This is a genomic window from Streptosporangium carneum, assembly GCF_027922005.1.
Classification (GTDB): Bacteria; Actinomycetota; Actinomycetes; order Streptosporangiales; family Streptosporangiaceae; genus Streptosporangium; species Streptosporangium carneum.
The window spans coordinates 150,695-171,958 of sequence record NZ_BSEV01000010.1; the positions used below are offsets into that span (position 1 = coordinate 150,695).

Sequence of the window (21,264 nt, forward strand, 5' to 3'; positions counted from 1 at the left end):
CGGGTCATGACGTTCAGACGGTCGTGAGATAGACCTGGCCGAAGACCTCGGAGAGCTTCTTGAGGTCGGAGGCGGTGTTCACCTCGGGGGTCGCCGGGTCGTAGACGGCGGCCACCCGGCGCTGGATCGGGGTGAGCTTCTTCAGCTCGTCCCAGGCGGTCAGCCGGGTCACCGTGCCCTTGGCGTCCTGGACCCGGGTCCAGACGTTCACCTGCTGGGCGGAGCCGTCCAGGACCGGCTTGGACACCCTGGCCGCGACCTGCTCCGCGGTGACCTGGCCGACCAGGCCGGTCTCCTCCGCGGCGACCTGGCCCAGGACGTCCCAGGCGCGGGCGCGGACCTGGATCCACTGGTTGCGCTGGGCCTCCTCGGCGTTGATCTTCCAGGTGTCGTAGCCGCCGTACAGCAGGCCGCTGTCGAGGGAGAGCTGGTCGACGCGACCGGCGATCAGGTGCGACTCGATCCGCTCGGGGGCCAGCAGCGGGTAGCGCTTGCGCATCTCGGTCTTGCAGGCGTCGTTCGCGCCGCAGGCGAGCTCGGGGACGACGGTGTGGACACCGAGGCGCTTGCCCGGCACGGCCTGGCGCAGCGCGGTCGACGCGGCCGTGACGAACGCGAGGACCTCGTCGTCGGTCTTGAACGTCGTGTTGTAGCCCAGCTGCGAGCTGAACCGGATGCCCGCCACCTCGGGGCGGGCGGCCAGCACGGCGATCCGCTTGACGGCCGCGGCGAAGTTCGCGGCTCCGGCCTTCCAGTCGTCGGCCAGCTCGGTGTCGATCCAGACCCGGAGCCCGGTCGTCCTGGCCGCGGTGACCACCTGGCCGACGGGGCTCTGCGCGGCGGCGGCGACCTCCTGCGCGGTCGGAGCCGCGACCTGGACGGCGGGGGCGGCACTCTGCGTGGTCGTCTTCGTCTTCGACGAGGCGGCGGGATCGGCGGGGCTGCCCGGCTCGGCCGCGCTCTCCGTGCCGTCGCCGCCCTCCTCGTAGCCGCCGACCGAGCACTCCTGACCGGCCTCGCACTCGGGCGTTCCGCCGTCCTCTGTGCCCTCGGGAAGCGGGGTGTTCTCGTCGCCGACGGCGCCGTCGCCCTCCAGTTCGGGGCAGAAGGTGCCGGGGGCCGAGCAGTCGATGAACTTGCCGTCCGACGGGGTCGCGCCCTTGAGGTTGGCCGCGTCGTTGCCCGCCCAGAACTTCACGATGTCGTATGCCTCGTCCGGCTTGGCGAGCCACCGGCACACGATGAACGCCGGGGCGTCGTCGCCCATCAGATCGTTGCAGCTGCGGTCGTCGTCCTGCGAGTACGCGGCGACCGCGGGCGTCACCACACCGACGACCGCGAGCATGGCTCCGACTGCGAGGGTCCGCCGCAGGTTGAATCGCATGTCCTGAACTCCCCGGTAAAGCCGGTCAAAACGATCGTCTTGCACCCTATCGAGATCATCACCACCCGAACAGCCCCAGTCAGGAAAACGTCAGGTACCCGACACGTCACATTCAGCTCAGACAGGTCATACCGACCGTCCATACCGGAAGCTGCCCGTCTTTCGGGCAGGGAACGGTCACCGGGGCGCGCGTCGCCCGCCGACGCCGGTCAGACCGCCGTCACCGCACGCTCCCGCCTCACGTGAGCCCTTCCACGGCAAAGGGGCGGACGACACCGGTGAACGGCGGGGCGTGGCCGTCGCGGTCGCCACGGCTACCCGGATAATCGTGGGCATGCTCCCAGTCCGGCAGGTGATCTGATGCCCGCAGAATCCTCACAGACCCTGGAACGCGGTCTGCGCCTGCTCCGCCTGCTCGCCGACGGCCACCGGGGCCGCACTCCGACCGAGCTCGCGACGGAACTGGGGCTGAGCCGCCCCGTGGTCTACCGGCTGCTCACCACCCTGCAGAGCGAGGGCTTCGTCAGGCGGGACGGTGAGGGCCGGGTCCACCTGGGCTTCGGCGTCCTGGTGCTGGCCCGGGCCGTCCAGCCGCTGCTCCGCGAGGGGGCGCTGCCCACTCTGCGCAGGCTCGCCGAGGAGGTCGGGGCGACGGCGCACCTCACGGTGGCGGAGGGAGACGACGGTCTGGCGGTCGCGGTGGTGGAGCCGTCGTGGACGGACATGCACGTCGCCTACCGCGAGGGCTCCCGCCATCCTCTCGTCAGGGGCGCGGCCGGGCTGGCCGTCCTCGCCCTGCGCGAGGGCCGCACGGGTTACGTGGTGACCGAAGGCCAGCTCCAGGAGGGCGCCCGGGGCATCGCCGCCCCTGTGCCCGGCCTGCCCTGGCTCGAAGCGTCGGTGGGCGTGGTCGCCTTCACCCCCCTCGATCCCGGCGTGGTCGGCCCCAAGGTGGCCGCCTCGGCCGCCGAACTGGCCCGGTCCCTCGCCTGAGGGTCCTCACCTCGGAGACACCAGGCCCCATTTCATGAAATATAGGTGCAAGATATAAATCATCCTCAACAAAATGGGCTACACAAGGAAATGACGATATAAAGGTCTTCGTTTGTTTCCGGCGTCAACGAAAGAGTCTCCCCGTGCCCGATGCCTCCCCCCTTCTCCCTTTCGACCAGGAACCTCCGAGGGGAATCGACAGTGGCGTCGCCCATTCAGCACGAATCTGGAACTACTGGTTGGGTGGCAAGGACAACTACGCCGTCGACCGTGAGATCGGCGACCAGTTTCGCGCCATATTTCCCGATATAGTCGATATCGCCAGATCCTCGCGCGGGTTTCTCGCCCGCGCCGTACGGTATCTGGCGGGCGAGGCGGGGATCCGGCAGTTCCTCGACATCGGCACCGGCCTGCCGAGCGTGGACAACACCCACGAGGTCGCCCAGCGGGTGGCCCCCGACTCCCGCGTCGTGTACGTCGACAACGACCCCCTGGTCCTGGCGCACGCCCGCGCCCTGCTGGTCAGCGCTCCCGGGGGAGTCACCGAGTACATCGACTCCGACCTGCGCGACCCCGAAAGGATCCTGAAGGCCGCCAGGGCCACCCTGGACTTCTCCCAGCCGGTCGCGCTCGTGCTGATGAACGTCCTGGGGCACGTCACCGACACCGACGAGGCGCGGTCCGTCGTGAGGCGGCTGCTGGACGCGCTGCCCTCCGGCAGCCACCTGGCGGTCGCCGACGGCGTCAACGTCATCAGGGGCCGGGAGTTCGAGGAGGCGATCGCCGTCTGGAACAGGGAGGGGTCGACCCCGTACCTCCTTCGCGCCCCCGAGGAGATCGCCCGCTTCTTCGACGGCCTGGAACTGGTCGAGCCCGGGGTGGTCTCGTGCCCGCACTGGCGTCCCCAGCCTGTCGTCCTCGGCGACAACCGCGAGGTGGACGAGTTCTGCGCCGTCGGCCGCAAACCCTGACCGCCGCCCCGCCCCTGACGGGAGGGGCTGCGGCCCCTCCCTGAAGCACGGCGCGCCCGCTCACATGGTGTTGACGATCAGGCCGATGTGGGTGAAGTAGTTCAGCGCGCCGAACAGGGTGAACGCCAGGCCCGCCAGCCCCCAGCACACCCCGACGGCCGTCGCGAGCCCGCCGCCCCTGGCGCGCAGGGCGAAGGGGAACAGCACCGCGCCGAGGCCGACCAGGACGTACAGGCCGGAGATGAACGTCGCCTCCAGCAACGGCAGGTCGGCGAAGGCCCCGGAGATGGGCTCCTGCGGAGGCGCGGCGAAGAGGGTGTAGGTCCATCCGGCGGCCGCGATGCCGAAACAGCCCAGCCCCATGCCGAACACGAACAGCGAGACGGGGCCCGCCGTACGGGCGACCATGCCGAGGCGGTCCAGCGCGGCGGCCAGCAGGACGCCCTTGGACCACAGATAGAAGGCGGCGGCCAGCAGCAGCACGCCGAAGGCCAGGGACGGCTCGCCGAAGACGATGTTGTCGAAGGGGAAGCCCTGTCCGGCCAGCGGCCAGGTGAGCGTCATGTGCAGCCCGGTGGCGGTCAGGATCAGGCCGAGCACGCCGAAGGCCAGCGCCCAGCCCTCGAAGTGGTCGGGCGTCCTGCCGCGCAGCAGCCGGCGGCCGAGCGCGACCACCAGGAGGAGCCCCACCCCCGCCGCGACCGCCATGATCGTGTTGTAGGTGGGCATCCTGGACCAGTCGATCTTCAGCTCCGGAGCCGCCCCGATCCGCGCCGCCGCCCCCACCCCCACTATCCACATAGGGGGAAATTTCCCTATGTAGTCACGTCAAAACAGGGAGTGACGACAACCGATCGCCTCCGAGGCGCGACCCGCCCCGCCACACCCCCGGGAAGCGGACGGACCGGGCCGCGTGCAGCGACGTCGGGAGGCGAAAGCGGACCGTGAGCCGTGTGCGGCGTCGGGAAGCGGAGCGGGGCGGGCCGTGAGCCGTGCGCGGCGGCCTCAGGGAGCGGAGCAGGCCGGGTCGTGGGCCGCGTACAGGCGAGCGATCATGTCGTTGAGCTGACGCCGCTCCGCGGGCTCCAGCGGGGCGAGGAAGCCCGCCTCGACCTCCGTCATGTGTGCCAGCGCCTCCTCGACGACCCGTCTGCCCTGGTCGGTGAGCACGACGAGCTGTTTGCGCCGGTCGGCGTCGCTGCGCGTCCGCCTGGCGTAGCCCAGCCTCTCCAGCTTGTCGATCACGGCGACCATCGTCGTGCGGTCCGTGTCGGCCAGCTCGCACAGGTCGCGCTGCGACAGCTCCTGCCCGTGGGCGTAGCCCAGCACCCGCAGCTCCTTGCCGGAGATCTCCCACCGCCGCAGTTCGCTCTCGATGCGGTCGCGGGCGAGGTCGCCCAGACGCAGGAGCATGTAGCCGGTCGCCGAGGAGATCTGCCGCGCTGCGGTCCACGTGCTCATCCCTCCAACCTACGACGCCGAGGGCGGAGAAACCATCAGCCGGCCTGACGGTCAGACCGGCCGGGCGGGAGATCAGGAGAGCGGTTCGAGGAACTCCAGGCGATTGCCGTGGGGGTCCTCGCTGTGGAAGCGACGCATCCCCGGGAAGTCGTCGTCGAAGGCGACCGGGTACCCGGCCTCGCCCAGACGCCGGGCCCATTCGTCGATGTCGCGGACCAGCAGGCCGGGGTGCGCCTTGCGCGCGGGACGGAAGTCGGCCTCGACTCCCAGGTGCAGCTCGATGCCGTGCCCCCGGAACCAGCATCCGCCGCGAGCGGCGAGAGCCGGGGGCTTGGGGATCTCGGCGAGGCCCAGCACCCCTTCGTAGAAGTCGCGCAGGACCGGTTCGCTGCCCGGCGGGCAGGCGATCAGAACGTGGTGCAGCATCACAGCCCCCACACATACCTTGACATCAAGATATTTCCCTTGACATCAAGATACTTTGCCCGGCCACCCATGTCGACCGCGCCACCCGTGTCGAGCGCGCCACCCGCGCCACCCGTGTCGACCGCGTCGACCGCCGATCGATTCCACCCCGGCGGGGCACATGTTTGACATCGCCCTCCTGGTGACGGATGGTTGTACGTATAAAGGACGTAGATGTCCGATAAACGGACGAGTTTGGGAGAAGCGGATGCCGTACTACCGCGTCGTGGGTGAGATTCCCCGCAAGCGACACGTGCAGTTCCGGCGGCCCGACGGCGGGCTGTACGCCGAGGAGCTGATGGGCGAGGAGGGTTTCTCCAGCGACTCCTCGCTGCTCTACCACCGGCACCTGCCCACGGCGATCATCAAGTCCGAGGCGGTCGAGCCGACGGCGGCGACGCTCACCCCCAACCTGCCGCTCTCCCCCAGACACTTCCGCACCCAGGACCTGAAGGCCGGCGGCGACCTGGTCTCCGGGCGCGGCCTGCTCGCGGGCAACTCCGACGTCCGCATGTCGTACGCCGCGAGCGAGACCCCCAGCGAGCTCTACCGCAACTCCATGGGCGACGAGTGCGTCTACATCGCCTCGGGGCGGGTCAGGTTCGAGTCGACCTACGGCGCGCTCGACGCCGGGGAGGGCGACTACGTCGTCATCCCGACCGGGACGATCCACCGCTGGGTTCCCCAGGGGCCCGTCACGGCCTTCGTCATCGAGGCCGCCGGGCACATCAGGCCGCCCAAGCGCTATCTGTCCAAGTACGGCCAGTTCCTGGAGCACGCCCCCTACTCCGAGCGCGACCTGCGCACCCCGCAGGAGCCGATGCTCGCCGAGGGCGAGGAGGTTCCCGTGCTGGTCCGCACGCGCGGCGGACTGACCCGGCTGGTCTACCGCAACCACCCCTTCGACGTGGTCGGCTGGGACGGCTGCCTGTATCCCTACGCGTTCAACATCAACGACTTCGAGCCCGTCGTGAAGCGCACCCACGCCCCGCCGCCGGTGCACCAGACCTTCGAGGGCCCGAACTTCGTGATCTGCTCCTTCTGCCCCAGACCTCTCGACTTCCACCCGGAAGCCATCCCGATCCCCTACAACCACCACAACGTCGACTCCGACGAGCTCATGTTCTACGCGGGCGGCGACTACACCGCGCGCAAGGGCTCGGGCATCGACATCGGCTCGATCTCGCTGCACCCCGCCGGGTTCACGCACGGCCCCCAGCCCGGCGCCGTCGAGGCCGTCATCGAGGCCGTACGGCAGGGCCACACCCAGACGAGCGAGCTGGCCGTGATGGTCGACACCTTCCGCCCCCTCGACCTCGGCCCCGCCGGCCTCTCCGTCGAGGACCCCTCCTACGCCTGGACGTGGGCCCGATGAGCCTCTTCCACGCCCTGGTCGACGACGCCGGGCTGTTCCCTCCCACCGCGCTGCCGATGACCGACGCCCTCGCGCGGCACAAGGCGGACCTGGCCGAGGGCAGCCCGGTGCTGACCCACCGCTTCCTGGTCGCCGCCAGCCGGCTGCCCGAGCTGCGCGAGCACCTCGACCACCCCGTCCGGCTCGGGATCATCCTCGACACCCCGGACCTGCCGCCGCTGAAGGACCTCGACGTCGAGCTGGTCGAGGTTCCCGGAGGCGCGGCCGTCGACCTCGGCGACCTGCCCGCCCGCCAGTTCGTCGAGGCCACCGCCGCCCAGCTGCCCGTCGACCTGCCAGCGGGTGTCGGGCTCAAGGTGAGGTGCGGCGGGACGGTCGCCGCCGCCTTCCCCACCGCCCAGGACCTGGGCGCCTTCATCTCCCACTGCGTCGAGCGGGGCATCCCCTTCAAGGCCACGGCCGGGCTGCACAACGCGGTCCGCCACTTCGACCCGGCGCTCGGCGTCGACCGGCACGGCTTCCTCAACCTGGTCCTGGCGGTCTGCGCCGCGGTGGCGGGCGAGGACCCGGTCGCCGTGCTGAGCACCACGGACGTGGGCGAGCTGGTGCGGCTGGCCCACGACGTGCCGGACGGCGTCGCCGTACGGGCCAGGGAACTGCTGGTCTCCTACGGCTCGTGCAGCACGAAGACCCCGGTCGAGGACCTGCTGGCCCTCGGCCTGATCACCGAGCGGCAGGACGGCGCGGCCACCGCGAACGGCGCCTCCGTCACCCGCACCGTCAGCGCAGAGGAGAACGTGTGATGCCCGTGATGTCGTGGGGCCTCGAGCACCTGCCCTACGGGGTCTTCTCCCGGCACGCGGGCGAGACCCCGCGCGTCGGCGTCCGGTACGGCGAGCACGTCGTCGACCTCGCCGGGGCCCTGCACGACGAGGTGTTCGCGACCGGGTCGCTCAACGCCTTCCTGGCCAGGGGCGCGACCGCGTGGCGGGACACCCGGGCGGTGATCCAGAACAAGCTGAGCACCGACGTCGCCGCCGTCGAGCCGCACATGGTCCCGCTGGAGCAGGTGACGCTGCACCTGCCGATCGAGGTGGCCGACTACGTCGACTTCTACTGCTCGCTGGAGCACGCCTCCAACCTCGGCCGGATGTTCCGTCCTGACGAGGAGCCGCTGAAGCCGAACTGGCGTCACCTGCCCGTCGGCTACCACGGCAGGGCCGGGACGGTCGTCGTCTCGGGCACCCCGGTCGTCAGGCCGTCGGGCCAGCGCGGCGCCGGGGTCTTCGGGCCCTCCGCCAAGCTCGACATCGAGGCGGAGCTGGGCTTCGTGGTCGGCGCGCCGACCGCCCTGGGCGAGCGGGCGGGCCGCTTCGAGGACCATGTGTTCGGGGTGACGCTCGTCAACGACTGGAGCGCCAGGGACATCCAGGCGTGGGAGTACGTCCCGCTCGGCCCCTTCCTCGGCAAGTCCTTCGCCACCTCGATCTCGCCGTGGATCACCCCGCTCGCGGCGCTGTCGGAAGCGCGGGTCGCCGGGCGGGAGCAGGAGCCGCAACCGCTCGACTACCTGCGGCGCGAGGAGCCGTGGGGGCTCGACCTGACGCTGGAGATCGCGTTGAACGGGGAGGTCGTCTCCCGCCCGCCGTACCGGGGCATGTACTGGACCCCCGAGCAGATGCTCGCCCACATGACCGTCAACGGCGCGAGCCTGCGCACCGGCGACCTGTACGCCAGCGGCACCGTCTCCGGCCCCGAGCCCGACCAACGGGGGTCGCTGATCGAGCTGACCTGGAACGGCACGGAACCCCTCAAGCTGCCCGACGGCTCCGCCAGGGCCTTCCTCGAGGACGGCGACACGGTCACCATCACCGCTTCGGCTCCCGGCCCCGGCGGGACGGTGATCACTCTGGGCGAGGTGTCGGGGACCGTCGCCCCCGCCCGGTGAACCGCCCGCCGTCACCTGACGTGATTTCATGATCACATGCCGCTAACCTGGGGGAGCCGAGCAACCGCGAACCCGGAGGCAGGAAACCGATGCGGCGCGCCGCGGGATCTCTCCCGATCGTCCTTCTCCCGCTCACGGTCACGGCCTGTTCGTCGGTCGTGGCCGGGAGCGTCGCACCGCAGGAGCCCCCGCCCGACGTGCGGATCGTCCCCGTCCCCGGCTCGACGGAGGCCGAGACGCGACGGGGCCTGGTCGTCCGCGCCCGCGCGGGCACGCTCACCGAGGTGAGCGCCTACGCGGGCGGGGCCCCGGTGCCGGGGCGCTTCAACGCCACCCGGACGACCTGGCGTTCGGACTGGGCGCTCGCCCCCGGCAGGGAGCACATCGTCAACGTCACCGCGTCGGGGGCGGGCGGCGTCCCGGTGAGCACCTCCGGCAGGTTCAGGACGCTCACCCCCGCCCGCGCCTTCGGCATCGCCTCCGTCGCCCCCTCTCCCGGCGAGACCGTGGGCGTCGGCATGCCGATCATCGTGAACTTCGACACGCCGGTGACCGACCGGGCGGCCGTCGAACGGGCTCTGGAGGTGCGTTCGACCAAGCCGGTCGAGGGCGCCTGGCGCTGGACGGGCGAGACCGAGGCGGTCTACCGGCCCCGCCGCAACTGGCCCGCCCGGCAGAAGGTGGTCTTCGCCGCCCACCTGTCGGGCGTCCGCGCCGCCGGGGACGCCTACGGCACGTCCGACCACGAGACGTCCTTCGCCGTCGGCCGCAGGCAGGTCAGCCTCATCGACGCCCAGGAGCACCAGATGGAGGTCAGGCGCGACGGCCGCGTGGTCCAGCAGATGGCGATCAGCGCGGGCATGGGCACCACCAGGGAGTACACCACGACGAGCGGCGTCCACCTGACCATGGAGAAGGGCAATCCGGTCCGGATGGTCTCTCCCGGCCGCAAGAAGGGCGACCCCGACTACTACGACCTGATGATCGACTACGCGGTCCGGATCTCCGACAGCGGCGAGTACGTCCACGCGCTGGACAACATCTGGGCCCAGGGCCGCCAGAACGTCAGCCACGGCTGCGTCAACGCCCGCCCCGACCAGGCCGCCTGGTTCCACGACACCTCCCTGCGCGGCGACCCCGTCGTCATCCGGGGCACCGACCGCGAGCTGGAGTGGGACAACGGCTGGGGGTACTGGCAGCTGTCCTGGGCGGAGTGGCTCGAGGGCAGCGCCCTGCGCGCGGCCCCGCCTCCACGCCCGACGACCGGTTCCCCTGCCCCTCCCGCCCCCTGAACCCTCCTGGGGTCCCTTCGGGAGGACGTCAGCGGGCGCGGTCGACCCGTCCCTCGTCCCACACCGGTTCGGCCGACTCGTAGACCCGCCCGTCGGCGCCGAAGACGAGGAAGCGGTCGAAGTCGGCGGCGAACCAGCGGTCGTGGGTGACGGCGAGGACGGTGCCGGAGAAGGCGGCCAGCCCCGTCTGCAGGGCCTCGGCGCTGGCCAGGTCCAGGTTGTCGGTCGGCTCGTCGAGCAGCAGGAGGGTCGCGCCCGACAGCTCCAGGAGCAGGATCTGCAACCGGGCCTGCTGCCCGCCGGAGAGCGTCTCGAACGGCCTGCCGCCCGCCTGCGCCAGCTCGTAGCGGGCCAGCGCCGCCATGGCCTCGTTCAGGGTCAGGGCGTGCCCGCCCTCGACCAGCTCGACGGGGGTGCGGCCGTGCAGGTCGGGACGCGCGTGGGTCTGGGCGAAGTGCCCGGGGACCACCCGTGCCCCCAGGCACGCCGACCCGCTGTGACGCACGGAGGGGGTCGCGCCGTCCGCCGCCTCGGCGAGGAGCCTGAGGAAGTGGGACTTGCCCGAGCCGTTCGAGCCGAGGACGCCCACGCGCTCGCCGTACCAGATCTCGGCGTCGAAGGGGCGCATCAGGCCGGTGAGCTCCAGCGACTCGCACAGGACGGCCCGCTTGCCGGTGCGGCCGCCGCGCAGCCTCATCCGGACGTTCTGCTCCCTGGGCGCCGCCTCGGGCGGCCCCGCCTCCTCGAACCTCCTCAGCCGGGTGCGGGCGGCCCGGTACGCCGAGGCCACCGCGTCGTTGTTCGCCGCGGTCTGGCGCAGGGTGTTCGTCATCCGTCTGAGCCTGACGTGCTCCTCGTCCCAGCGGCGGCGAAGCTCCTCCAGCCGGTCGACGCGGTCCCTGCGTCCCTGGGCGTAGGTGGCGAAGCCTCCGCCGTGGATCCAGACCCTCCGCGACTCCACGGTCACGACGCGGTCGGTGACGTTGGCGAGGAGCTGCCGGTCGTGTGAGACCAGCAGGACGGTCTTGCCCGTGCCGAGCAGCCGTTCCTCCAGCCACTGTTTGGCGGGGACGTCCAGGTAGTTGTCCGGCTCGTCGAGCAGCAGGACCCGGTCGGGGCCGCGCAGCAGCGCCTCCAGGACCAGCCGCTTCTGCTCGCCGCCCGACAGGGTGTTCACCGGACGGTCGCACGCGCCGTCGAACGACAGAGCGAGGGCCTCGGTGACGCAGGCGTCCCAGACGACCTCGATGTCGTATCCGCCCGCGTCGCCGTAGTCGGCGAGGGACTGGGCGTAGGCGAGCTGGTTCCGCTCGTCGTCGCGTTCGGCCAGCGCGGCCTCGGCGTGGCGCAGGGCGGCGACCGCCGCGCGGATCCGGTCGGGGGCGACGGACAGCAGCAGGTCGCGCACCGTGCGGCCGTCGCGGACGCCGCCGACGAACTGCCGCATCACGCCCAGTCCTCCCGAGTGGGTCACCTGCCCCGAGGCGGGCGTCACGTCTCCGGCGATCAACCGGAGCAGCGTGGTCTTGCCCGCCCCGTTGGGGCCGACGAGCCCGGCCTTGACGCCTTCGCCGACCCGGAAGGACACCTCGTCGAGCAGCGGCCTCCCGTCAGGCAGCAGATAGGTCAGGTGGTCCACCTCGACGTGTCCCATGGCCGCCCCTCACCGCTCATCGGTTGTGGACCAACGATCGAGTGACTGGATCGTTGGTCCGGTGGTCGATCACCATACTAGACTCGTCGTCGTGAACGACGGTGAGACAGGCGCGGCCCGCGCGGGTGACGCGGACGGCCCGAGTACGGCGCGGCAGGGCCGGACGGCCGCGGGAGACGTGTGGTTCCGCCCCTCCCGCGCGCGGCGGGAGACGCCCCCGCTCAGCCGGGAGCGCATCGTGCGGGAGGCGGTGGCGCTGCTGGACGAGGAGGGCGCGGAACGGCTGACCATGCGACGTCTCGCCGAGCGCCTCGGCACCGGCTCGACCACGCTGTACTGGCACGTCAAGACCAAGGACGACGTGCTCGACCTCGCCCTCGACTCGATCTTCGGCGAGGTCGGGCTGCCGTCGGGGCCCGACGGCGGCCGCTGGCGCGAGGACCTCACCGCCCTGGTCGGCGGCTGGCGCGCGGTGCTGCTGCGCCATCCCTGGTCCGCGGCCGTGCTGGGACGTCCCCTCATGGGCCCCAACGTCCTGGACCGCACCGAGTTCATGCACGCGACCCTGGTCGCCGCGGGATTCACCGAGCCGCATCTCAGCGCCGCGGCGTACGGCCTGTCCAACTACGTCATCGGCTCGACCCTGATGCAGGCCACCTGGCAGGCGAGAGACGAGGAGACGGCCAGGCAGGCGGCCGAGGAGCACCTGAGGGCACGACGCGACCGCTACCCCACCCTCGCCGAGCACGGCCCGCCGATCGGCAAGGACTGGGACGCCTCCTTCGCCCTGGGCCTGACCTATCTGCTCGACGGCCTGGAGGCCAGCAAGCTCTGAAACCTCGGTGAATCTCCGCTGTCAGCCCCGTGGATAACGACATACCGTGGAGAAGGGAACCTCCTGGACATCCAATTCGTTCATCAGTGAGGAGGGCCGGAGCATGGACTACTGGGTCATCTGGTTGATTCTCGCGGTGGCGCTGGGTGTCGCTGAGATCTTCACCCTGACCACCGCCCTCGGCCTGATCGGCGGAGCCGCCCTGATCACCTCCATCACCGCCGGTCTCGGCCTCCCGCTCCCGCTCCAGTTCGTGGTGTTCGCGGCCTCCCTGGTGACGGGGATGGTCGTGGTGCGCCCCATCGCCAAACGCCACCTCATGCCGCCGTCCGCCGACAGACGGTTCGGTGTCCAGGCTCTCGTCGGCAAGCCCGCCTACGTCCTGCGGGAGGTGACCGGCAGGGACGGCCGGGTCCAGATCGGCGGCGAGGAGTGGTCCGCCAGGGCGTACGACGAGACGCTGGTGATCCCAGCGGGAGCGGTCGTCGACGTCATCGAGATCGAGGGCGCCACCGCGCTCGTATATCCCCGGGAGTGACCATGGACGCACTGCTGATCGCCGGACTGCTCGTCGTCCTGTTCGCCGTGTTCACGGTGATGCGCTCGGTGCGCATCGTCCCCCAGGCCCGGGCACGCAACGTGGAACGGCTCGGCCGCTACCACAGCACGCTCAAGCCCGGCCTGAACTTCGTGATCCCGTACATCGACCGGGTCTACCCGATGATCGACCTCCGTGAGCAGGTCGTCTCCTTCCGCCCGCAGCCGGTGATCACCGAGGACAACCTCGTCGTCGAGATCGACACCGTCCTGTACTTCCAGGTGACCGACCCCCGCGCGGCGGCGTACGAGATCGCCAACTACATCCAGGCCGTCGAACAGCTCACGGTCACCACCCTGCGCAACGTCGTCGGCTCGCTCGACCTGGAGATGACGCTCACCTCCCGCGACACGATCAACAGCCAGCTGCGGGGCGTGTTGGACGAGGCGACCGGCAAGTGGGGCATCCGGGTGAACCGGGTGGAGATAAAGGCCATCGACCCGCCCAAGACCATCAAGGAGGCGATGGAGAAGCAGATGCGCGCCGAGCGCGACAAGCGCGCGGCGATCCTCAACGCCGAGGGGCAGCGTCAGTCCCAGATCCTCACCGCCGAGGGCGACAAGCAGAGCGCCATCCTCCGCGCGGAAGGCGACAGGAGCGCCGCGATCCTCAAGGCCCAGGGCCAGTCCCAGGCCATCGACGAGGTCTTCCAGGCGGTCCACCGCAACGACCCCGACCCCCAGCTGCTGGCCTACCAGTACCTCCAGGTGCTTCCCGAGCTGGCCAAGGGCCAGGGCAACACGTTCTGGGTGATTCCCAGCGAGGTCACCTCCGCCCTCCAGGGCGTCTCGAAGGCCTTCACCGAGTCCCTGCCCCGCTCGCCCGCGACCCGCGAGGCCCCGGCCGTCAGCGAGACGGCCGCCAGGGAGTCCGCCCAGGCGGAGCAGGCCGCGGCCGAGGCGGTCGCCGAGGCCGCGCAGGCCGACACCCTCGGCCCCCGTCAGCTCGGCCCCGGCGTCACCTCCCCCGACCCGCTGGCCGACCTGCAGGAGAACCGCCACCGCACGACCTCCTGACCCGCCCGCCCACGACTCCCCCGCCCCCGTACGGTCCCCCGTGCGGGGGCGGTCGCCGTTCCCGCACGGGTCGGCCGGGAACGGGGCGACGCGGGCGTGCGCAGGCATGACACGGGACGGCACGGGAACGGGGGAGACGTCCGAAGGCGAGCGTGAAGCAATGCTGTGGACCGGGTTAAGAAAACCGCGATGGACACCTGGGGAACCGGCCGGGCACAGTGCGTAAGGTCGAACCTGAGGGGGGATCTGTCATGAAAGCGCTGGTCAAGGAGAGGGCCGAGCCTGGCCTTTGGCTGGCCGACGTGCCGGAGCCGGTCGTCGGGGCGGGAGAGGTGCTGATCAGGGTGCTGCGCACCGGCATCTGCGGCACCGACCTGCACATCCGGAGTTTCGACGCCTGGGCCCAGCACGCTCTGCGGACGCCGCTGGTCGTCGGCCACGAGTTCTGCGGCGAGGTCGTCGAGATCGCGCCCGGCGTCGAGGACATCGCGGTCGGCGACCTGGTCAGCGGTGAGGGACACCTGGTCTGCGGCAAGTGCCGCAACTGCATGGCAGGGCGGCGGCACCTGTGCCGCAGCACGGTCGGCCTCGGCGTGAACCGCGACGGCGCCTTCGCCGAGTATGTGACGCTTCCCGCCTCCAACGTCTGGGTGCACCGGACGCCGGTCGACCTCGACGTCGCGGCGATCTTCGACCCGTTCGGCAACGCCGTGCACACCGCCCTGACGTTCCCGATGGTCGGCGAGGACGTGCTGATCACCGGCGCCGGGCCGATCGGGCTGATGGCGGCGGCGGTGGCCACCCACATCGGGGCCCGCAACGTGGTCATCACCGACGTCAGCCCGGAACGGCTGGCCCTGGCGAGCAAGCTCGGGGTGAACCTGGCGCTGAACGTCGCCGAGCGGACCATCGCGGACGGCATGCACGAGCTGGGCCTGCGCGAGGGCTTCGACGTGGGCCTGGAGATGTCCGGGCACCCGGGAGCGCTCCGCGACATGATCGCCAACATGACGCACGGCGGGCGGATCGCCATGCTGGGCCTGCCCGCCGAGGAGTTCGCCGTCGACTTCGCGACGGTCGTCACCTCGATGATCACCATCAGGGGCATCTACGGCAGGGAGATGTACGAGACGTGGTACTCCATGTCGGTGCTCCTGGAGAAGGGCCTCGACCTGTCCCCCGTCATCACCGACCGCTTCTCCTACCGCGACTTCGACGCGGCCTTCGACACCGCGGCGAGTGGCAAGACCGGAAAAGTCATCATGGATTGGACCGCCTGATGTTCGACAACGTCCGCGCCGACCTGCGTGACACCCTCGACGAGATCGCCGCCGCCGGGCTGCTCAAGCCCGAACGGGTCATCACCACCCCCCAGCGGGCCGACATCGCCGTGACCGGGGGCGGCGAGGTGCTGAACTTCTGCGCCAACAACTACCTCGGCCTGGCCGACCACCCCGAGGTGGTCGGCGCGGCCAGGGAGGCGTTGGACCGCTGGGGTTACGGCATGGCCTCGGTCCGGTTCATCTGCGGCACCCAGGAGGTGCACAAGGAGCTGGAGGCGCGGCTGGCCGACTTCCTCGGCCAGGAGGACACGGTCCTGTACAGCTCCTGCTTCGACGCCAACGGCGGGGTGTTCGAGACGCTGCTCGACGAACGCGACGCGGTGATCTCCGACGCGCTCAACCACGCGAGCATCATCGACGGCATCCGGCTGTGCAAGGCCCGCCGTCTGCGCTACGCCAACCGTGACATGACGGAGCTGGAGGCCAGGCTCAAGGAGTCGGCCGACGCCCGCCGCAGGCTGGTCGTGACGGACGGCGTGTTCTCCATGGACGGCTACGTCGCGCCGCTGGAGGAGATCTGCGACCTGGCGGAGCGGTACGACGCGATGGTCATGGTCGACGACTCGCACGCGGTCGGCTTCGTCGGCGAGGGCGGCAGGGGCACTCCCGAACTGCACGGCGTCATGGACCGGGTCGACATCATCACCGGCACGCTCGGCAAGGCGCTCGGCGGGGCCAGCGGCGGCTACGTCGCCGCCCGCAAGGAGATCTGCGAGCTGCTGCGCCAGCGCTCCCGCCCCTACCTGTTCTCCAACTCGCTGGCCCCGGTGATCGCCGCCGCCTCGCTGCGCGTCCTCGACCTGATCAGCGGCTCCAGCGAGGCCCGCGAACGGCTGCGCGCCAACACCGCGCGGTTCCGCACCCGGATGACGGAGGAGGGATTCGACCTGCTGCCCGGCGACCACCCCATCGTCCCGGTGATGATCGGCGACGCGGCGGAGGCGGGCGCGATGGCCGATCGGCTGCTCGAACAGGGCGTCTACGTGATCGGCTTCTCCTACCCTGTCGTCCCGCACGGCAAGGCCAGGATCCGGGTGCAGCTGTCGGCGGCGCACTCCACCGAGGATGTGGACCGGGCTGTGGCCGCTTTTGTGGCGGCCCGCAAATAATCAGAGCAAAATGGACAAGTGATAGACACGCGGCGGCTCAGGACCCTGCGTGCGGTGGCCGACCACAGGACGGTCACCGCCGCTGCCGCCGCGCTTCACCTCACGCCCTCGGCCGTCTCCCAGCAGCTCGTCGCCCTCGAGCACGAGGTCGGTCACCGGCTGCTGGAACGCGACGGCCGGGGCGTCCGGCTGACCTCGGTCGGCCGGATCCTGCTCGGCCACGCCAACGAGGTGCTCGCCCAGCTGGAGCGGGCCGAGGCCGACATCGCCGCCTACACGACGGGCACGGCGGGCGAGGTGAAGGCGGCCTCCTTCGCCACCGCCATCGGGCTGGTCGTGGCCCCGGCCGTCGAGCGCCTCATGGACAAGGAGCCGGGCATCCAGGTGCGCGTCCTGGACGCCGAGGGCGACCAGAGCCTCACCATGGTCCTGGACGGCGCGGTGGACGTCGCCGTCGCGGTCGAGTACCGCGGCGCCCCGGCCGAGGACGACCGCAGGCTGTCCCGCATCCCGCTGTACTCGGAACCGTTCGACGTGGTGCTCCCCCGCGACCACGCCCTGGCGGGCGGCGAGGTGACCGTCGCGGACCTGGCCGGGGAGAGGTGGATCGGCCCGTACCCGGGCAACCCCTGCCACGACGTGATCGCCCTGGCGTGCGAGCACGCGGGTTTCGCCCCCGTGTTCGCCCACTCCTCCGACGACTTCAGCGCCGTGGTCGCGCTGGCCTCCGCCGGAGCCGGAGTGGCGATGGTGCCGCGCCTGGCACTGCGCGGCATGGACCTGTCCGGCGTGGCGATCCGCCAGGTCGCGGGCCCCGAACGCCGCGTCTTCGCCGCCGTACGGCGCGGCGCGGAACGCCACCCGTTGCTGGTCCCCCTGCTGGACGCCCTCCAGGACACCGCGACAGCCCTGCGCCACACCGCCTGAATCGCGTACATCAGGGCGCCTGGCCGTGCCGGACGGCTCGTACGGGTCTCTGCGGCGGTTCACCCCGCAGAGACCCGACGTTGGAGAACGACACGGGGGCGGGGTCAGGCGGTGCGACGGGAGCGGGCCAGAGCCAGCCCGCCGAGGACCATGGCGATCGGCCCGACCACCAGGTCCACGTAGCCCCCGACTATTCCGTAGCCGGTGCCGGGACCACCGTCGGCGGCGGCCACGACCAGCCCGCCGACGACCGTGCAGGCCAGCCCCGCCGCCAGGGCCACGACAGCCCCCCTTCTCCCGGTGCCCCTGCCGATGCGACCGGCGGAGCGGGCCAGAGCCAGCCCGCCGACGACGACTCCGGCCAGCCCCGGCAGCGCGGCCACCGCGGACCAGAGACGCCCGGCGGTCAAGGTGTAGGCATCGACCGGCTGGGCCAGAACGTGCGCGGCCGCCGGTGTGGCGAGCCCCACGATGCCGAGCAGGACGGCTGCGACGGCGGCCATCGCGTGACGGACGGACATGAGGATCCTTTCGGTCGAATGACAGGCGTCGGCAGCGTGTGCAGCGCGGTGAACACGCCTGTGCCGGTCGAGGCGCCGGCGCCGAGCGTGAGCGCCTGGGAGGGGTTTCACGGAATCGATCGTCGCGCCGTCGAGGCGGCCGCCGCCTCCGACAGCGGACGGCAGCCTCTACGGACTTCTGCGTAGACGGCACGTGCCTCGGTACGCCCGTCGTCGTAGGCGGCCGCGCGCCTGGGCGGAGTGTTCCCACGGGCGGCAACCGTAGGATCACGGCATGGAACACCGCGTGATGTCGTTACGCCTGCCGGTGCCGGCACAGGACGTATTACTCGCGCTCTTCATCACCGTGATGCAGGTTCAGGGCACGGTAGTCCGCAATGCCGGTGAGGTGATACAGCGTCCCCTTACCGACCCCGGAAACCTGGGATATGTCCTGCTCATCGTGAGTGGCATGGTCGTCGCCGTCCGCCGCCGGTGGCCGGTGCCGGTGTTCGTCACCGCAGCGCTCGCCAGCGTGGTGTACTACGGCCTCGACTTCCCGGACGGGCCCGGCTGGCTCGGGCTCTTCGTCGCCCTGTACACCCTCGCCGCCTACGGCGACGGGCACCGGTCGCTGGTGATCGCCGGCGTGGGCGTCATGGTGCTGGCCGTCGTCTGGCTGGTCGCCGCGGCCGACATCGAGCCACGCGCCGCCATCGGCTGGGTGTACTTCCGGATCGGCGTGTCGGTCATGAGCGTGACCCTTGGCGAGTCCGTCCGGTCGCGACAGGTCATCGCGGCCGAGGCTCACAAGCGCGCCGAGTTGGCTGAACGGACTCGCGAGGAGGAAGCGCGGGCGCGGGTGGACGCCGAACGGCTCCGGATCGCGCGCGAGGTCCACGACACCGTCGCGCACGCCATAGCGATCATCAACGTCCAGTCCGGTGTCACCGCGCACGTGCTCGACAAGCGGCCGGAAGTGGCGCGCGAGGCGCTGCGCACCATCGAACAGACCAGTTCCCGGGCGCTGCGGGAGATGCGGGCCATCCTCGGCGTACTCCGTGACGACGACGGTGACGACAACGGGCGGGGGCCGTACCCCGGGCTGGGGCAGATCGACGAACTGGCCGCCAAGGCCCGCGAGGCCGGACTCGACATCAAGGTCGAGGAGACCTCGCCCACGGCGCCGTTGCCCAGCGCGGTGGGCAGCGCCGCCTACCGAATCGTTCAGGAATCGGTCACCAACGTGGTCCGCCACGTCGGTCCGACTCGGGTGACGGTAGCGCTGAACCCCGGGATCGAGGCCTTGGAGATCCGCGTGACCGATGAGGGCCGCCGTGCCGCCCCAGGTCATGACTCCGCCGATCCGCGCCTACCGGCCCGGCATCCGAGCGGCACGGGCAGCTCGGCCGAGCCCGGTCACGGGATCGTCGGCATGCGCGAACGCTGCCGGCTGCTGGGCGGAGAACTCGACGCCGGGCCGACTCCAGGCGGCGGGTTCGAAGTCAGGGCACGGCTGCCCCTCGCGCCGACGGGGTCGCGCCTGTGAACACGGCGGCCGCCTCACCGTCGACCAACGCTCAGATCAAGGTGCTGCTCGCCGATGACGAGGGGCTCGTGCGATCCGGGTTCAAGGTTCTGCTCGACCTCGAGGACGACATCACGGTGGTGGGAGAGGCCGCCAACGGCGCCGAAGCCGTCGAGCGGGCCCTCGCCACCCGTCCCGACGTCGTCCTCATGGACATCCGCATGCCGAAGCTCGACGGGATTCAGGCCACTGCCCAGATCGCCGGGACGCACGGGTTGGAGCAGGTGCGAGTCCTCATCCTCACCACCTACGACACCGACGAGTACGTCTTCGACGCCTTGCAGGCCGGTGCCAGCGGCTTCCTGCTCAAAGACGCCGGGCCGGCCGAGCTCCTGCATGCCGTCCGGGTGATCGCCGCCGGAGAGGCGCTGCTCGCGCCGCGGATCACTCGACGCCTTATCGGCCAGTTCACCACGCGACGAACAGCCGCCCGGGCCGCGGAGGACCGGCTCGCGGTGCTGACCGAGCGCGAGCGCGAAGTGCTGGCCCTGGTGGGGCAGGGCCTGAGCAACCATGAGATCGGCGCCGAGTTGTTTCTCAGCCCGGCCACCGCGCGCACCCATGTCAGCCGCGCGATGGCGAAACTGGGTGCGCGCGACCGTGCGCAACTGGTCGTCATCGCTTACCGAACAGGACTGGTCGGCCAGGATTAGCGAAACACCGGGTCGGAGCCGTGTTCGCTCGGTTTCTCCTGACTGCCACGGCGACCCCGACATGGGTCGACGGCTCGCTGATCAGGCATGATTCGCGTGCCGATCATCCGGGGGAAGGCCGGAAGGTCACCCCGGGGACTGATCGGCGCTCACCCGGAAGAGGGACGACGGAGCGGCGCGGCGACGAGCACCATGATCTTCGTCCCCGGTGGCGCCCCCTTCCCGACGCGCGCACGACGGGAAGGGCGAAGGCGGCGCGCCACCTGTCGTGGGCGCCGCCCCGCGTCCCGGGGACGGCGTGGGCCGTCGGCGCACGAGCTCTCGGCCCGCACCGACGACATCGGAACACCAGCCGGAGGACATGAACGTGCACAAGAAGGCTTTACCCACCGTGGTGGCCGCCGCCGCCCTGGCCGTCCTGACCGCCGCTCCCGCCTTCGCGGCGGACACCGCCGCCCAGGTGACCGTCAAGATCGAGCTCGGGCACACCGAGACCGTCAAGGAGTCGGCCGGCGTCTCCTTCCGCTGCCCCGTGAACCAGGTGCTGACCGGCCGGGCGCACAGCGGGGACGAGAACGGCAACACCACGTACTACTGCAGCTCGATCTCCATCAACGACCAGCCGGTCACGGTGGGGATCAGCAGCTGGAGCCCTCCGCAGAAGGAGAGCACCTCGCGCTTCGCCGCCCCGATCGGCGAGGTCCTCACCGGCAGGCGGCACCAAGGTGACGAGAACGGCCCCACCGAGTACCGGCACGCCCCGCTGACCTGGCAGGGCAGACCGGTGCAGCTGATCTCCCGGACCTGGAGCGGGTGGATGAAGGAGAACAGGCACTCCTTCACGACGGGAGCCACCCAGGTCCTGACCGGCCGCCAGCACACGGGTGACGAGAACGGCGACACCAGGTACCTGTACGCCACCGTCACGATCGAGAACTGACCCCCTCCGGTGCCGCCTCCGTACGGGGGCGGCACCGGGAGCACCTCTCCGAACGACCCCGTTCACACCACCCCACCCTTCACCTCGCACTCCACGCCGCACCCCACCGCGCATCCCCTGCTCGACGCCGCACCCTCACCTCGCACCTTCGGACCTTTCACAGCGCCGGTACGGCGAGCGGTGACGCGGACCCGACCGGCGCCGATGAACGA

Annotated in this window: 21 protein-coding genes; 15 read left to right on the forward strand and 6 right to left on the reverse strand. The window is 71.0% G+C overall.

The window, feature by feature from the left end:
- Positions 1-13: 13 nt before the first annotated feature.
- Positions 14-1,384 carry a hypothetical protein gene (locus PKF00_RS22495; RefSeq protein WP_271219579.1) on the reverse strand — a complete coding sequence of 457 codons (1,371 nt, stop codon included), beginning with the start codon at positions 1,382-1,384 and terminating at the stop codon, positions 14-16.
- 360 nt (positions 1,385-1,744) lie between these two features.
- Here PKF00_RS22495 and PKF00_RS22500 point away from each other — a divergent pair, with 360 nt between their 5' ends.
- Together PKF00_RS22500 and PKF00_RS22505 are read left to right on the forward strand one after the other, a co-directional pair.
- Positions 1,745-2,377 (forward strand): IclR family transcriptional regulator, encoded by a 633-nt coding sequence (locus PKF00_RS22500; RefSeq protein WP_271219580.1) that lies wholly within the window; start codon positions 1,745-1,747, stop codon positions 2,375-2,377.
- Between the two features lie 143 nt (positions 2,378-2,520).
- Positions 2,521-3,348 carry an SAM-dependent methyltransferase gene (locus tag PKF00_RS22505; RefSeq protein ID WP_271219581.1) on the forward strand — a complete coding sequence of 276 codons (828 nt, stop codon included), beginning with the start codon at positions 2,521-2,523 and terminating at the stop codon, positions 3,346-3,348.
- 60 nt (positions 3,349-3,408) lie between these two features.
- Here PKF00_RS22505 and PKF00_RS22510 read toward each other — a convergent pair whose 3' ends face one another.
- The 3 genes from PKF00_RS22510 to PKF00_RS22520 form a co-directional block, all read right to left on the reverse strand.
- Positions 3,409-4,149 carry a DUF981 family protein gene (locus PKF00_RS22510; protein ID WP_271219582.1) on the reverse strand — a complete coding sequence of 247 codons (741 nt, stop codon included), beginning with the start codon at positions 4,147-4,149 and terminating at the stop codon, positions 3,409-3,411.
- 204 nt (positions 4,150-4,353) lie between these two features.
- Positions 4,354-4,809: a MarR family winged helix-turn-helix transcriptional regulator gene (locus tag PKF00_RS22515; protein ID WP_271219583.1), complete on the reverse strand. Its 456-nt coding sequence runs from the start codon at positions 4,807-4,809 to the stop codon at positions 4,354-4,356.
- A gap of 72 nt (positions 4,810-4,881) precedes the next feature.
- Positions 4,882-5,235, reverse strand: coding sequence for a VOC family protein (locus PKF00_RS22520; protein ID WP_271219584.1), 354 nt, complete (start codon positions 5,233-5,235; stop codon positions 4,882-4,884).
- Positions 5,236-5,482: 247 nt separating this feature from the next.
- Here PKF00_RS22520 and PKF00_RS22525 point away from each other — a divergent pair, with 247 nt between their 5' ends.
- The 4 genes from PKF00_RS22525 (at position 5,483) to PKF00_RS22540 (ending at position 9,889) form a co-directional block, all read left to right on the forward strand.
- Positions 5,483-6,649 (forward strand): homogentisate 1,2-dioxygenase, encoded by a 1,167-nt coding sequence (locus PKF00_RS22525; RefSeq protein WP_271219585.1) that lies wholly within the window; start codon positions 5,483-5,485, stop codon positions 6,647-6,649.
- A complete protein-coding gene (locus tag PKF00_RS22530) occupies positions 6,646-7,452 on the forward strand; it encodes a hypothetical protein (RefSeq protein ID WP_271219586.1) in 807 nt (268 codons plus the stop codon). Before PKF00_RS22525 ends, PKF00_RS22530 begins: the two co-directional genes overlap by 4 nt.
- An 8-nt stretch (positions 7,453-7,460) precedes the next feature.
- Positions 7,461-8,597, forward strand: coding sequence for a fumarylacetoacetase (fahA, locus tag PKF00_RS22535; RefSeq protein ID WP_271219691.1), 1,137 nt, complete (start codon positions 7,461-7,463; stop codon positions 8,595-8,597).
- Between the two features lie 89 nt (positions 8,598-8,686).
- Complete coding sequence (locus PKF00_RS22540) at positions 8,687-9,889, forward strand: L,D-transpeptidase (RefSeq protein WP_271219587.1); 1,203 nt, start codon at positions 8,687-8,689, stop codon at positions 9,887-9,889.
- A gap of 28 nt (positions 9,890-9,917) precedes the next feature.
- On the opposite strand, the gene PKF00_RS22545 is transcribed toward PKF00_RS22540, so the two are convergent.
- On the reverse strand, positions 9,918-11,543 hold the full coding sequence (locus tag PKF00_RS22545) for an ABC-F family ATP-binding cassette domain-containing protein (protein WP_271219588.1): 1,626 nt from the start codon (positions 11,541-11,543) through the stop codon (positions 9,918-9,920).
- A gap of 91 nt (positions 11,544-11,634) precedes the next feature.
- Here PKF00_RS22545 and PKF00_RS22550 point away from each other — a divergent pair, with 91 nt between their 5' ends.
- The 6 genes from PKF00_RS22550 to PKF00_RS22575 all read left to right on the forward strand — a co-directional run bounded on the left by PKF00_RS22550 (position 11,635) and on the right by PKF00_RS22575 (position 17,371).
- A complete protein-coding gene (locus PKF00_RS22550; protein WP_271219589.1) occupies positions 11,635-12,378 on the forward strand; it encodes a TetR/AcrR family transcriptional regulator in 744 nt (247 codons plus the stop codon).
- A gap of 103 nt (positions 12,379-12,481) precedes the next feature.
- Positions 12,482-12,916: an NfeD family protein gene (locus PKF00_RS22555; protein ID WP_271219590.1), complete on the forward strand. Its 435-nt coding sequence runs from the start codon at positions 12,482-12,484 to the stop codon at positions 12,914-12,916.
- A gap of 2 nt (positions 12,917-12,918) precedes the next feature.
- Entirely contained in the window at positions 12,919-13,992 is a 1,074-nt protein-coding gene (locus tag PKF00_RS22560) for an SPFH domain-containing protein (protein ID WP_271219591.1), read from the forward strand.
- Between the two features lie 251 nt (positions 13,993-14,243).
- A complete protein-coding gene (gene tdh, locus PKF00_RS22565) occupies positions 14,244-15,272 on the forward strand; it encodes an L-threonine 3-dehydrogenase (protein ID WP_271219592.1) in 1,029 nt (342 codons plus the stop codon).
- On the forward strand, positions 15,272-16,444 hold the full coding sequence (locus tag PKF00_RS22570; RefSeq protein WP_271219593.1) for a glycine C-acetyltransferase: 1,173 nt from the start codon (positions 15,272-15,274) through the stop codon (positions 16,442-16,444). Before tdh ends, PKF00_RS22570 begins: the two co-directional genes overlap by 1 nt.
- An 18-nt stretch (positions 16,445-16,462) precedes the next feature.
- Positions 16,463-17,371: a LysR family transcriptional regulator gene (locus tag PKF00_RS22575; protein ID WP_271219594.1), complete on the forward strand. Its 909-nt coding sequence runs from the start codon at positions 16,463-16,465 to the stop codon at positions 17,369-17,371.
- Positions 17,372-17,475: 104 nt separating this feature from the next.
- Here the strand turns inward: PKF00_RS22575 and PKF00_RS22580 are convergent, their stop codons facing one another.
- A complete protein-coding gene (locus PKF00_RS22580; RefSeq protein WP_271219595.1) occupies positions 17,476-17,892 on the reverse strand; it encodes a DUF6223 family protein in 417 nt (138 codons plus the stop codon).
- Between the two features lie 274 nt (positions 17,893-18,166).
- On the opposite strand from PKF00_RS22580, the gene PKF00_RS22585 reads away from it, so the two are divergent.
- The 3 genes from PKF00_RS22585 to PKF00_RS22595 all read left to right on the forward strand — a co-directional run bounded on the left by PKF00_RS22585 (position 18,167) and on the right by PKF00_RS22595 (position 21,052).
- Positions 18,167-19,420, forward strand: a complete 1,254-nt coding sequence (locus PKF00_RS22585) for a sensor histidine kinase (protein WP_271219596.1) — start codon at positions 18,167-18,169, stop codon at positions 19,418-19,420.
- Positions 19,417-20,112: a response regulator transcription factor gene (locus tag PKF00_RS22590; RefSeq protein ID WP_271219597.1), complete on the forward strand. Its 696-nt coding sequence runs from the start codon at positions 19,417-19,419 to the stop codon at positions 20,110-20,112. The genes PKF00_RS22585 and PKF00_RS22590 overlap by 4 nt, the downstream gene beginning before the upstream one ends.
- A gap of 361 nt (positions 20,113-20,473) precedes the next feature.
- Positions 20,474-21,052 (forward strand): hypothetical protein, encoded by a 579-nt coding sequence (locus PKF00_RS22595; protein ID WP_271219598.1) that lies wholly within the window; start codon positions 20,474-20,476, stop codon positions 21,050-21,052.
- Positions 21,053-21,264: the final 212 nt, after the last annotated feature.

Excerpts from the sequence above, each read along its gene's own strand:
- PKF00_RS22495 (WP_271219579.1), bottom strand. The coding sequence starts at position 1,384 with ATGCGATTCAACCTGCGGCGGACCCTCGCAGTCGGAGCCATGCTCGCG.
- PKF00_RS22500 (WP_271219580.1), top strand. The coding sequence starts at position 1,745 with ATGCCCGCAGAATCCTCACAGACCCTGGAACGCGGTCTGCGCCTGCTC.
- PKF00_RS22510 (WP_271219582.1), bottom strand. The coding sequence starts at position 4,149 with ATGTGGATAGTGGGGGTGGGGGCGGCGGCGCGGATCGGGGCGGCTCCG.
- PKF00_RS22515 (WP_271219583.1), bottom strand. The coding sequence starts at position 4,809 with ATGAGCACGTGGACCGCAGCGCGGCAGATCTCCTCGGCGACCGGCTAC.
- PKF00_RS22520 (WP_271219584.1), bottom strand. The coding sequence starts at position 5,235 with ATGCTGCACCACGTTCTGATCGCCTGCCCGCCGGGCAGCGAACCGGTC.
- PKF00_RS22525 (WP_271219585.1), top strand. The coding sequence starts at position 5,483 with ATGCCGTACTACCGCGTCGTGGGTGAGATTCCCCGCAAGCGACACGTG.
- PKF00_RS22530 (WP_271219586.1), top strand. The coding sequence starts at position 6,646 with ATGAGCCTCTTCCACGCCCTGGTCGACGACGCCGGGCTGTTCCCTCCC.
- fahA (WP_271219691.1), top strand. The coding sequence starts at position 7,461 with ATGTCGTGGGGCCTCGAGCACCTGCCCTACGGGGTCTTCTCCCGGCAC.
- PKF00_RS22540 (WP_271219587.1), top strand. The coding sequence starts at position 8,687 with ATGCGGCGCGCCGCGGGATCTCTCCCGATCGTCCTTCTCCCGCTCACG.
- PKF00_RS22545 (WP_271219588.1), bottom strand. The coding sequence starts at position 11,543 with ATGGGACACGTCGAGGTGGACCACCTGACCTATCTGCTGCCTGACGGG.
- PKF00_RS22555 (WP_271219590.1), top strand. The coding sequence starts at position 12,482 with ATGGACTACTGGGTCATCTGGTTGATTCTCGCGGTGGCGCTGGGTGTC.
- PKF00_RS22560 (WP_271219591.1), top strand. The coding sequence starts at position 12,919 with ATGGACGCACTGCTGATCGCCGGACTGCTCGTCGTCCTGTTCGCCGTG.
- tdh (WP_271219592.1), top strand. The coding sequence starts at position 14,244 with ATGAAAGCGCTGGTCAAGGAGAGGGCCGAGCCTGGCCTTTGGCTGGCC.
- PKF00_RS22570 (WP_271219593.1), top strand. The coding sequence starts at position 15,272 with ATGTTCGACAACGTCCGCGCCGACCTGCGTGACACCCTCGACGAGATC.
- PKF00_RS22580 (WP_271219595.1), bottom strand. The coding sequence starts at position 17,892 with ATGTCCGTCCGTCACGCGATGGCCGCCGTCGCAGCCGTCCTGCTCGGC.
- PKF00_RS22585 (WP_271219596.1), top strand. The coding sequence starts at position 18,167 with ATGGAACACCGCGTGATGTCGTTACGCCTGCCGGTGCCGGCACAGGAC.
- PKF00_RS22595 (WP_271219598.1), top strand. The coding sequence starts at position 20,474 with ATGAACGTGCACAAGAAGGCTTTACCCACCGTGGTGGCCGCCGCCGCC.